Source organism: Streptomyces synnematoformans (genome assembly GCF_039531005.1).
GTDB lineage: Bacteria > Actinomycetota > Actinomycetes > Streptomycetales > Streptomycetaceae > Streptomyces > Streptomyces synnematoformans.
Window position 1 is genome coordinate 1 of record NZ_BAAAPF010000267.1, and the last position, 9,896, is coordinate 9,896.

At 75.1% G+C, this 9,896-nt stretch carries 12 protein-coding genes; 6 read left to right on the forward strand and 6 right to left on the reverse strand.

Features of this window, described 5'->3' with window-relative positions:
* Window positions 1-252, reverse strand: a 252-nt coding sequence (locus tag ABD317_RS28330; RefSeq protein ID WP_344293315.1) for a hypothetical protein, incomplete at its 3' end; no start/stop codon positions are given.
* On the opposite strand from ABD317_RS28330, the gene ABD317_RS28335 reads away from it, so the two are divergent.
* Window positions 207-614 carry a substrate-binding domain-containing protein gene (locus ABD317_RS28335; RefSeq protein ID WP_344293317.1) on the forward strand — a complete coding sequence of 136 codons (408 nt, stop codon included), beginning with the start codon at window positions 207-209 and terminating at the stop codon, window positions 612-614. The two genes, ABD317_RS28330 and ABD317_RS28335, sit on opposite strands and share 46 nt — an antisense overlap.
* 383 nt (window positions 615-997) lie before the next feature.
* Here the strand turns inward: ABD317_RS28335 and ABD317_RS28340 are convergent, their stop codons facing one another.
* Window positions 998-1,219 carry a hypothetical protein gene (locus ABD317_RS28340; protein ID WP_027752731.1) on the reverse strand — a complete coding sequence of 74 codons (222 nt, stop codon included), beginning with the start codon at window positions 1,217-1,219 and terminating at the stop codon, window positions 998-1,000.
* Window positions 1,220-1,406: 187 nt separating this feature from the next.
* On the opposite strand from ABD317_RS28340, the gene ABD317_RS28345 reads away from it, so the two are divergent.
* The gene (locus tag ABD317_RS28345) at window positions 1,407-2,705 is read left to right on the forward strand and encodes a cation:proton antiporter (protein ID WP_344293319.1); all 1,299 of its coding nucleotides are present in this window, start codon (window positions 1,407-1,409) and stop codon (window positions 2,703-2,705) included.
* Between the two features lie 24 nt (window positions 2,706-2,729).
* On the opposite strand, the gene ABD317_RS28350 is transcribed toward ABD317_RS28345, so the two are convergent.
* The 3 genes from ABD317_RS28350 to ABD317_RS28360 all read right to left on the reverse strand — a co-directional run bounded on the left by ABD317_RS28350 (window position 2,730) and on the right by ABD317_RS28360 (window position 4,835).
* Window positions 2,730-3,440: a Crp/Fnr family transcriptional regulator gene (locus ABD317_RS28350; protein WP_344293321.1), complete on the reverse strand. Its 711-nt coding sequence runs from the start codon at window positions 3,438-3,440 to the stop codon at window positions 2,730-2,732.
* A 188-nt stretch (window positions 3,441-3,628) separates the two neighbouring features.
* Entirely contained in the window at window positions 3,629-4,153 is a 525-nt protein-coding gene (locus ABD317_RS28355; RefSeq protein ID WP_344293323.1) for a hypothetical protein, read from the reverse strand.
* Between the two features lie 88 nt (window positions 4,154-4,241).
* Window positions 4,242-4,835, reverse strand: coding sequence for a DedA family protein (locus tag ABD317_RS28360; protein WP_344293335.1), 594 nt, complete (start codon window positions 4,833-4,835; stop codon window positions 4,242-4,244).
* Window positions 4,836-5,232: 397 nt separating this feature from the next.
* Here ABD317_RS28360 and ABD317_RS28365 point away from each other — a divergent pair, with 397 nt between their 5' ends.
* Genes ABD317_RS28365 through ABD317_RS28380 form a run of 4 tightly spaced genes read left to right on the forward strand, consistent with a single transcriptional unit; the run spans window position 5,233 to window position 9,041 of the window.
* On the forward strand, window positions 5,233-6,159 hold the full coding sequence (locus ABD317_RS28365; protein ID WP_344293325.1) for an ATP-binding cassette domain-containing protein: 927 nt from the start codon (window positions 5,233-5,235) through the stop codon (window positions 6,157-6,159).
* Window positions 6,156-7,001, forward strand: a complete 846-nt coding sequence (locus ABD317_RS28370) for an ABC transporter permease (RefSeq protein ID WP_344293327.1) — start codon at window positions 6,156-6,158, stop codon at window positions 6,999-7,001. Before ABD317_RS28365 ends, ABD317_RS28370 begins: the two co-directional genes overlap by 4 nt.
* A gap of 22 nt (window positions 7,002-7,023) precedes the next feature.
* Window positions 7,024-8,400, forward strand: a complete 1,377-nt coding sequence (locus ABD317_RS28375; protein WP_344293329.1) for a sensor histidine kinase — start codon at window positions 7,024-7,026, stop codon at window positions 8,398-8,400.
* Complete coding sequence (locus ABD317_RS28380; RefSeq protein WP_344293331.1) at window positions 8,397-9,041, forward strand: response regulator; 645 nt, start codon at window positions 8,397-8,399, stop codon at window positions 9,039-9,041. Before ABD317_RS28375 ends, ABD317_RS28380 begins: the two co-directional genes overlap by 4 nt.
* 65 nt (window positions 9,042-9,106) lie before the next feature.
* On the opposite strand, the gene ABD317_RS28385 is transcribed toward ABD317_RS28380, so the two are convergent.
* Window positions 9,107-9,896, reverse strand: a 790-nt coding sequence (locus ABD317_RS28385) for an MFS transporter (RefSeq protein ID WP_344293333.1), incomplete at its 5' end; no start/stop codon positions are given.

A 9,896-nucleotide genomic window follows, 5' to 3' on the forward strand; every position in this document is an offset into this window, starting at 1 on the left:
CAACGCGGCCACGAGCTCCCCGCCGCCGCGGCGGCCGTCCCGGCCCGGCCGCGCGCGCCCAGCGCCGAGGCGCAGGTCCTCGGCGTCGAGCCCTTCTTCATGGAGCTGGTCAGCGGCGTGGAAAGCGCCCTGGCGGAGCGGTCGTACGCGCTGATGCTGCAGCTGGTCGACGGGCCGGAGCGGGAGGTCGAGGCGTACGAACGCTGGTGGGGCGAGCGCCGCGTCGACGGCGTGCTCCTGGTCGACCTGCACGCCGCGGACGCGCGCGTGCCGGCGCTGGCGGCGCTCGGCCTGCCCGCCGCCTGCTCATCGACCCGCGGCGGCCCACGGCGCTGGTCTTCGACAACGACATCATGGCCGTCGCCGCCCTGTCCGTCGCCCACGAACTGCGGCTCGACATCCCGGCCGACCTCTCGGTCGTGGCCTGGGACGACTCGCCGCTCACCCGGGTCGTACGCCCCGCGCTGCCGGCGGTGACCCGGGACGTCGCCGCGTACGGCGCCCGCGCGGTGGCGGCGCTGCTCGCCGTGATCTCCGGCGAGCCCGTCGGCGACGCGGAGGAGGAGCCGGCCCGGCTCCCGCCGCGGGGCTCGACGGCCGCGCCGCCGCGCTGACGCCGGTCCCGTACGACGCGCCGCGGGGCGGACCCCGTACGACGTACCGCCCGGCGGCGGAGAGGGGCGGCCCGGCAGGGCAGAATGCGGAGCATGGCAACGTGCAAGAAGTGCGGCATACGCAAGCGCCGGTGGCCCCGTTCCTGTCCGCGGTGCCGTGCCGGCGTCGACCGTACGGACGTGGCCGTGACCGCCGTCGACACGGGCGTGGCGACGGGGGTGGTCGGCTGGCTCGGGCGCGGCGTCAGGGGGATCGCACGGCTGCTGCAGCGCGCGTTCGACTGACGGCGTGTCGACTGACGGCATTTTCGACCGGCGGCATCCGGCGCGGAACCGCCGCGCGGGGGCGGAGTGCCCCCGGCGCGTGGCTCACGGGTGCGTCGTCAGAGCTTTTCCATGTGGTCGTAGGGAGCGGTGACCCGGACGTGGCGGGAGCCGAAGTCGACGTGCATCGCGACGCCGTCCTCGGCGGAGAGGACCGTACCCAGGCCGTACCGGTCGTGTGTGACCCGGTCGCCGGGGGCGAAGCTCTTGGCCGCGGGGGCGGCGGGTGCCTCGAAGGGACTGGTGGGGAGATGGCGCCGGGGCGCGGATGCTTTCTTCATCGGAAGACCAGTATGGGCCGCGGAGCCGTCCGGCGCGCGGTTCGTGCCCCGGTCCGGCGAAACCCGGTGGCCGGCGGCCGAGGCTGTAAGGCGCGCGCAGGCATGGGATAGGGTTCCCGGACGGTGTGCTGGGGAGCCGGGTCGGAGAGCAGGGGATCGGGCTTTTCGCTGGTCGGGGGTTTCTGTCGTGGTACTGATCGCGGTCTTCGGAGTCGCGCTGCTGGTGGCGGTGCTGCTGTCGGGCCTGGCCGCCCGCTCCGTGCTCTCCACGTCGCTGCTGTTCCTGGTCGGCGGCGCTCTGGTCAGCGACGGCTTCCTGGGCCTCATCCACATCAGGCCGGAGAGCGACATCGTCGAGATCACCGCCGATCTCGCCCTGTTCGCCGTGCTGTTCACCGACGGCATGCACGTCTCGTTCCCCGCGCTGCGCCGCGCCTGGCGGAACCCCGCCCGCGCCCTGGCCCTCGGCATGCCGCTGGCCTTCGTCGGCACGTCGCTGCTGGCGCACTTCGCGGCGGGGCTGGACTGGACGACGTCCTTCCTGGTGGGCGCGGTGCTGGCGCCGACCGACCCGGTGTTCGCGTCGGCGATCGTCGGCCGCAAGGAGGTGCCGGCGCGGCTGCGCCAGCTGCTGAACGTCGAGAGCGGCATCAACGACGGCCTCGCGCTGCCCGTGGTGCTCATCCTGATCGCCTCCGCCGCGCCGACCGGGCACGAGGCCGAGGCGGACCTCGGCAAGATCGGCCTGGAGCTGGTCCTCGGCCTCGCGCTGGGGATCGCCGCCCCGGCGGTGGTGAACTGGCTGGTGCGCTTCCGGCTGCTGGGCGCGGAGCCCAAGCTGCAGCCGCTGCTGCCGCTGGCCGTGGGCGTCATCCTGTACGCGGTCTGCCACCTGACCCACGCCAACCCCTACCTGGCGGCGTTCTCCGCCGGCGCGGTCCTCGCGTCCCTCTCGCCGGAGGCCAAGGGCGCGTTCGAGCCGCTGGGGGAGTCGCTGGCGGAGCTGGCGAAGTTCGCCGCGCTGCTGGTGTTCGGGGCGCTGCTGACGCCGGAGCTGTTCGGCGACCTGTCGTTCGGCGGGTACGTGGCGGCCGTGCTGGTGATCGTGCTGGTCCGCCCGGCGTCGCTGCTGCTGTCGCTGATCGGGACCCGCTTCGAACGGCGGGAGCGGCTGACCGCGGCCTGGTTCGGGCCGAAGGGCTTCGCGTCGGTGGTCTACGGGCTGCTGGTGCTGCAGGCGCAGATCCCGGAGGGCGACGAGGCCTTCACGCTGATCGCGGTCTGCATCGCGTTCTCGATCGTCGCCCACTCCAGCACGGACGTGCCGATTGCCCGCGTGTTCGACGTCGGGGACCTCGTCGGCATGTCGGAAGGGGACGGAACGGACAAGCCGAAGCCCTCCGACGTACCACGCCAGCAGCAGCCGGAGCAGCAGCCGGAGCCGGAGCAGCAGCCGGAACCGGAAACGGACAGCGCCCGACCGTGACCCCCGCGCGCTCGCGGGGCGCGTTCACCCGGATTCGTCGACCAGGCGGTCCGGTTCGAGCACGGTGATGCGGCCCCGCGCGAGGCGGAGCAGACCGCGGTCGGCGAACTCGTGCAGCACCTTGGTGGTGGTCTCCCGGGAGGTGCCGGCGAGGGCGGCGAGCTGTTCGTGGGTGAGGGTGATCTGCGGGTGGCGGGTGCCGGGCAGGATCCGGGTGTTCGCGCCGTCCGTACTGCTGCTCAGGGTGACCAGGGTGGTGGCGAGGCGCTGCGGGACGGACTTGAAGACGCTGTCGGACAGGCGCTGTTCGAGGTCGGCGAGGCGGCGGCCGAGGATCTCCGTGATGCGGGCCGCGATCCGGGGGTCGGCGAGCAGGAACGTGCGTACGTCGGCGTGGCTCATCACGCACACAGTGACGTCGTCCAGCGCCTCGGCGAAGTTGCCGTACATGCGCTGGCCGAGCAGCGTCATCTCCCCGAAGATCGTGCCGGGGCTGATGATGGCTGTGGTGAGGACGCGTCCGTCGGCGGACACGCGGAAGATGCGTACGCGCCCGCGCTTGAGGATGAACAGTACCTCGCAGGGCTGGGACGGCGAGTGGAGCATCTCGCCCGCGGCGTACGTCCTCATGGGCGCCGCGGCCCCGACGGCGTCCATCTCCGCCTCCGAGAGGTCGCGGAAGATGTCGACCTCGACCATGCACCAGGTGCGGCCGGGCGGCTCGTCGTCGATCATGCGGATGGTCTCCTCGCGTCGCCCGGGGGCCCAGGGCGGGGGTGCGGCCCCCCAGGCCGGGGCGGCCAGCGCGTCGGTCCTCCGGGTCAGACAGTAGGCCGCCGGGTCTGCGTCGGGGGCAGCTTCGGCCGCGGCACCACCCGGATGGTGGGTGCCGCAGCCGTGCGGGGGCGCACCCGCTGTCCCGGTCATCGTCCGGCCGAGGCGGTGTGTTCGGCTCTCGCCGGGCTGTCCGCTTCCTTCGTGCGGGGGACGCGCCACACCTGTGCGATGCAGGCGTAGGCCAGTCCGGCGAGCAGGCCGAATACCAGGTGTGCGCCGAGGCTGGAACGGGTGACCGCATTCCAGTCGAAGACGGGCATGCCCATGTTGGCGGGCATGATCCAGAGTCCGCCGAGCACCCACCACAGCGCCCCGTAGCCCAGTCCGAGGACCGCGCCCGGCGCCAGGCCCCTGGCGTAGTGGCCGAACAGGACCCCGAAGCCGAGGCCGGCGGTCACCGCGATGGCCAGGTGGATGAACCAGCCGGCGCCCGCGCTGCTGGAGCCCAGCAGCCCGGCCACCATCCTGATCATGGCGGTGTCCGCCATCGGCTTGGAGACGGACATCCAGATGCCCATGCCGATGCCGCCGACGACACCCGCCGCGGCGCCCATGGCCGCGTGCAGGGGGATCACCGCGACTCTCGGGGAGACCGGCAGCGTGGTAGCCATGATGACCAGCTCCTTCTCGTCGGCTGTGCCGGATTCCGTCTCGACGGTAGGAGCGGGCGGGGGCACGCGTATGTGAGCGGGCTTACGTTCAGTCCCCCGAGCCCCGGCGGCCCCGGCCCCGTCGCAGCAGCCGGCGGGCGACGAAGGGGACGACGGCGAGCGCGGCGGCGGCCAGCACCGCCTTGGAGTAGACGCCGACGCCGTCGGCCACGTCGTGCCAGCGGGTGCCGAGCGCGTAGCCCGCGAGGACGAAGGCGCTGTTCCACAGGGCGCTGCCGGCGGTGGTCAGGGCGAGGAAGACGGCCGGCCGCATGCGTTCCACGCCCGCCGGCACCGAGATCATGCTGCGGACGACGGGCACCATCCGGCCGAAGAACACCGCCTTGCCGCCGTGCCGGGCGAACCACGCCTCCGCCTTCTCGATGTCCGCCGGCCTCAGCAGCGGCACCCGCGCGGCGAGCGCCACCGTACGGTCGCGGCCCAGCAGGGCGCCGACCGCGTAGAGGACCGCCGCACCGACGACGGACCCCGCGGTCGTCGCCGCCAGCGCGCCGGACAGGCTCATCCCGCCCTGGCTCGCGCTGAAGCCGGCGAGCGGCAGGATCACCTCGCTGGGCAGCGGCGGGAAGAGGTTCTCCAGCGCGATGGCGACACCGGCGCCGACGGCGCCGAGCGACTCCATCAGGTCCGCGGCCCACCCGGTGACACCGTCGGCGGGCACCTGCGCATCGGCGTCGTAGATCATGCGGCCACGTTAGAAACCACCCGTGCAGCACCGCGTCACCCCGCGCGGCGAGATCACGCCCCACCGTCCGGCCGGTAGGGGGATCGGGTCCGTACTTTCGTTCCGGGGGCCGCCGCGACTTTCGTCGGTGCGGGAGCCGCGGAGCGCGGGGCCCCGACGAAAGTCGCGGCGGACGGGCCGACGAAGGGCGGGGACATCCCGGCGGCTTCGGCCGTGCGGCGGTGGGCGATCTCGGTGCGCGGGGTGACGCGGCGGCACCCGGCGGCTTCCTAGCGTGGTCACACCAGCCCGGTCGGCACCGAGACGGGGCGCGTCGACCCGGAGGGACAGCACTGTGATCGAGGCACGGGGCCTCACCAAGGAGTTCGGCGGCCGGCGGGTCGTCGACGAGCTGAGCTTCACCGTCGAACCCGGGCACGTGACCGGCTTTCTGGGGCCGAACGGGGCGGGGAAGACCACGACTATGCGGATGGTCCTCGGCCTGCACCGGCCCACCGGCGGCACCGTCACCGTGCGCGGGCAGCGCTACGACGGCCTGCGTGCGCCGCTGCACGAGGTGGGCGCGCTGCTGGACGCGAAGGGGGTGCACCGGCGGCGGACGGCGTACCACCACCTGCTGGCCGTGGCGCAGAGCAACCGCATCGGCCGCCGCCGGGTCGGCCAGGTGCTGGAGCTGGTCGGGATGGCCGACGCGGCGCGGCGGCGGGCCGGGGCCTTCTCGCTCGGTATGGCGCAGCGGCTGGGCATCGCGACCGCGCTGCTCGGGGACCCGCCGGTGCTGATGCTGGACGAGCCGGTCAACGGGCTCGACCCCGAGGGCATGCTGTGGATCCGCACGCTGATGCGCGAGCTGGCCGACGAGGGCCGTACCGTGCTGGTCTCCAGCCATCTGCTGAGCGAGATGGCGCTCACGGCGGACCGCCTGGTGGTCATCGGGCGGGGGAAGCTCATCGCGGACTCCTCGACGGAGGAGTTTCTGAGCCGCCGCGGTACGGACGCGGTCCTGGTCCGGGTCGCCGAGGAGGCCGCGGCGGAGCCGTTCGCCCGCCGGCTGGCCGGCGCGGGCGGCGGCGTCACTGCCCGGCAGGACGGCGCGCTGCTGGTCACCGGCCTGGAAAGCGCACGCGTGGGTGCGCTGGCCGCGGGCGGCGGCACCGTACTGGCCGAACTCACCCCGCAGGCGGCGTCGCTGGAGGAGGCGTTCATGGAGATGACGCAGGAGTACGTGGAGTTCCAGGCGAGCGGGAGTGGCGCCCGATGAGCCGGGTCAGCATCGACGCGGCGGGCCCGCCGGCCGCGGGCGCCGGCCGCGCCGCCGCCGCACCGGGCTTCGCCGACGTCCTGCGGTCCGAGTGGACCAAGCTGCGCACGCTGCCTTCGACGCTGTACACGCTGCTCGCCTTCGCCGTGATCGGCATCGTCCTGAGCGGGTTCATCGCGGTGGGCAACGCCGCCGTCTGGGAGGACATGTCGGCGGCGGAACGGGCGGATTTCTCGCCGATGACCATGTCGCTGTACGGGCTGATCCTCGCCCAGCTGGCCGTCGCCGTGCTGGGCATCTCCACCGTGACGGGGGAGTACGCCACCGGCCTCATCGGCACCAGCCTCGCCGCCGTGCCCCGGCGCGGGCGGCTGCTGGCGGCCAAGGCGGTCGTCTTCGCCCTGGTCGCGCTCGCCGCGGGCCTGGTGACCGGGGTGGGCATGTTCGCCGCCGGCCAGGCCGTCTTCGCCGGCCAGGACATGCCGCACCTCGCCCCGGAGACCTGGGACACCGCCGAGGTGCTGCGTCCGGTCCTGGGCGTGGGGCTGTACAGCGCGGTGCTGGGGCTGCTGGCGCTGGCCGTGGGCGCGCTGGCGCGGTTCACCGCGGGGGCCGTGGGACTGCTCGTCGCGATCATCGTGCTGGTGCCGTCGCTGGGCGGCGCGCTGCCCGAGTCGTGGGCCGAGACCTTCGACACGTACTGGCCGACCAACGCCGGGCTGCAGCTGGTGCTCCACAGCGAGGAGGGCCTGGACCCGTGGGCCGGCTTCGGCGTGCTGTGCGCCTTCACCGCCGCCGTCCTCGCCGCCGCGTTCGCCGCCTTCCAGCGCCGGGATGCCTGACCTGCCCCGTACGCTCGGGAACATGACGCCGCACCGCAGCCCCGCCTCGTCGTCCGGCGGGGCGGGGCCGCGCCGGTGGCGGCGGCACCGCGGCGCGGACGTGGCCGCGGCCGCCCTCTGCTACCCGGTCACCCTGCTCCTCACGCTCATGCCGGGCGGGCTGGAGGAGCGGGACGGCGGGCTCGTCCGCAGCCGGACGCCGAGCCTGGTCTTCCGGCACTTCCCCGGCCTGCTCGCCGACGAGCCGGACGGCGTCCTGGCCGCGGTCGGCACCTGGCCGGCGGGGGTGCTGGTGTGCCTGGTCGTACCCGGCTCGACCGCCTGGGCGGTGCTCCACCGGCGCACCCGGCCGCAGCTGCTGCCGGCCGTCGCGATGCTCTGGCTGCTGCTGTTCGCCAACCTCGCCCCCGTCGCCGTCGCCCTCTACAGCTACGCCGCCTGGCACACCGACCGCCGGCGGCTGGCGGCCTGGTCCGCCGCCGCCCCCGCCGTCTACGTGCTCGGCCTCGGCGGCGGCGCCTTTACCCGCTCCACCCTCACGGCATGCCTGGTCGCCGGCGTGCTGCCGGTCACCCTCGGGCTGTGGACCGGCACCCGCCGCCGGCTCGTCGCCACCCTCCGGGACCGCGCCGCGCGGCTGGAGCGCGAGCAGCGGCTGCGGGCCGAAGCCGCCACCACCGCCGAGCGCACCCGCATCGCGCGGGAGATGCACGACGTGGTCGCCCACCGCGTCAGCCTCATGGTGCTGCAGGCCGGCGGGCTGGAGGTCTCGGCCGCCGACCCGGCGGTCGCCGAGTCCGCCGAGCAGATCCGCTCCACCGGCCGCGAAGCGCTCACCGAGCTTCGCGAGGTGCTGGGGGTGCTGCGCGACGAGGACCGGGACGACACCGGGGCGGCGCCGACCCGGCCGCAGCCGCTGCTTGCGGACCTGGACCGGCTCGTCGCCGACTGGCGGGCCGCGGGCATGGCCGTCACCTGCGAGCGGACCGGCGACGGCGCCGAGCTGCCGGCCCTTCTGGAACGTACGGCCTACCGGGTGGTCCAGGAGGCCCTGACCAACGCGGGCAAGCACGCCCCGGGCGGCGACGTCCGCATCGTGCTGGACCAGAGGCCGCGGGCGCTGACCGTGCGCGTGGCCAGCGGCCCGGCACCGCCCGCCACCGGCACCCGCGCCGGTGCCGGAGCCGCCGCCTCGCGTATCTCCGGCGGGTACGGGCTGACCGGGCTGCGCGAACGGGTCGTCCTGGCGGGTGGTGAGCTGACCGCCGGACCGGACCCGCACGCGGGCTGGCTGGTCCGTGCCACCCTGCCGCACGCCGCGGCGGCCGAACCGGGCGCCGACCGCCCCGCGCAGCCGGGCGGCGGCGGCCCCGCTGTGGACGAGGAGCGACACCGATGAAGGTGCTGATCGCCGACGACGAGCAACTCGTCCGGCACGGCCTGCGGATGATCCTCGACACCGCCGACGACATCGAGGTGGTCGGCGAGGCGGCCGACGGGGCCGAGGCGGTCGTGCTCGCCCGCGAACTCCGCCCCGACGTGGTGCTGCTGGACATCCGCATGCCCGGGACCGACGGGCTCGCCGCCGCCGCCGACCTGGCCGGCCTGCCCCGGCCCCCGGCCGTCGTCGTGCTCACCACCTTCGACCTCGACGAGTACGTCCACCGGGCGCTGCGCGCCGGAGCCCGCGGCTTCCTCCTCAAGGACACGCCGCCGCGCGAGCTGATCGCCGCCGTACGCACCGTCCACGGCGGCGAAGCGCTCCTCGCCCCGCGCGTCACCACCCGGCTGCTGGAGCGGTTCGCCGCGATCGCGGCCCGGGACCCGGGCGCGGCGGCCCACCGGCTGGAGGTGCTCAGCGGGCGCGAGCGGGCCGTGCTCGTCGCGGTGGCCCGCGGGATGTCCAACGCCGAAGCCGGGCGTTCCCTGGGCATGCGGGAGGCGACGGTCAAGGCCCACGTCAGCAGCATCTTCGGCAAGCTCGACGTGACGAACCGGGTGCAGGCGGCCATCCTCGCCCACGACGCCGGCTGGCTCTGACCCGCGCGGGACCGGTGGAACGCGGCCGGGCACCCGGCCAGGGCACCCGGCCACCGCCGTCTGCGTCAGCCCGGTGCCCGGCCGGGCCGGCCGGTGCCGCGGGCGGCCAGCAGGGCCAGGAAGGCGGCGAGGGTGCAGCCGGTCAGGGCTACTACCCCGGTGCGGAAGCCGGCCACGCCGCCGGCGGTCGCGCTCCAGCCGAACGCGGCGAGGGCCGGGCCGGCGGTCTGGCCCAGGGCGCGGGCGAGGTTGGTGACGCCGCCGGCGGAGCCGGCGCGGCCCGGCGGGGCGGCGGCCAGGATCGCGGTCATGTTGGGGGAGTTGAACACGGACATGGCCGCGCCCACCAGGCACAGCCGCCAGGTGACGTCGAGCAGCCCGGCGCCCGCGTCCAGCGTGAGCATCGGCACCATGGCCAGCACGGTCAGCCCGCCGCCCGCGGCGGCCACCGACCGCGGGTCGAAGCGGTCGGCGAGCATTCCGGCCAGCGGGGTGACCAGTGCGCTGACGACGACGAAGACCCCGACCGCGGTGCCGAGCAGCTCCGGGCTGCGGCCCAGCACGTCGCTGATGAAGAAGGGCAGCGAGAACGAGGTCAGCCCGACGAGCGCGGTGTTGCCCAGCAGCGCCAGCGCGGGCAGCCCGAGGGCCGGCCGCCGTACGAGGGAGGTCACCGGCCGGGAGGCCGGCAGCCGCACCCACCACACGCCCAGCGCCACCGCCCCGGCGGCCAGGGCGGCGGCGGGCACCGGGTGCCGGCCGCCGTGGGTGGCGACCATCAGCGCGGCGCTGACCGCGGTGCCGAGCAGCGCCGCGCCCACGAGGAGCCGGCGCTCCGCGACCGGCAGCCGGCGC

Excerpts from the sequence above, each read along its gene's own strand:
- ABD317_RS28340 (WP_027752731.1), bottom strand. The coding sequence starts at position 1,219 with ATGAAGAAAGCATCCGCGCCCCGGCGCCATCTCCCCACCAGTCCCTTC.
- ABD317_RS28350 (WP_344293321.1), bottom strand. The coding sequence starts at position 3,440 with ATGATCGACGACGAGCCGCCCGGCCGCACCTGGTGCATGGTCGAGGTC.
- ABD317_RS28355 (WP_344293323.1), bottom strand. The coding sequence starts at position 4,153 with ATGGCTACCACGCTGCCGGTCTCCCCGAGAGTCGCGGTGATCCCCCTG.
- ABD317_RS28360 (WP_344293335.1), bottom strand. The coding sequence starts at position 4,835 with ATGGAGTCGCTCGGCGCCGTCGGCGCCGGTGTCGCCATCGCGCTGGAG.
- ABD317_RS28370 (WP_344293327.1), top strand. The coding sequence starts at position 6,156 with ATGAGCCGGGTCAGCATCGACGCGGCGGGCCCGCCGGCCGCGGGCGCC.
- ABD317_RS28375 (WP_344293329.1), top strand. The coding sequence starts at position 7,024 with ATGACGCCGCACCGCAGCCCCGCCTCGTCGTCCGGCGGGGCGGGGCCG.
- ABD317_RS28380 (WP_344293331.1), top strand. The coding sequence starts at position 8,397 with ATGAAGGTGCTGATCGCCGACGACGAGCAACTCGTCCGGCACGGCCTG.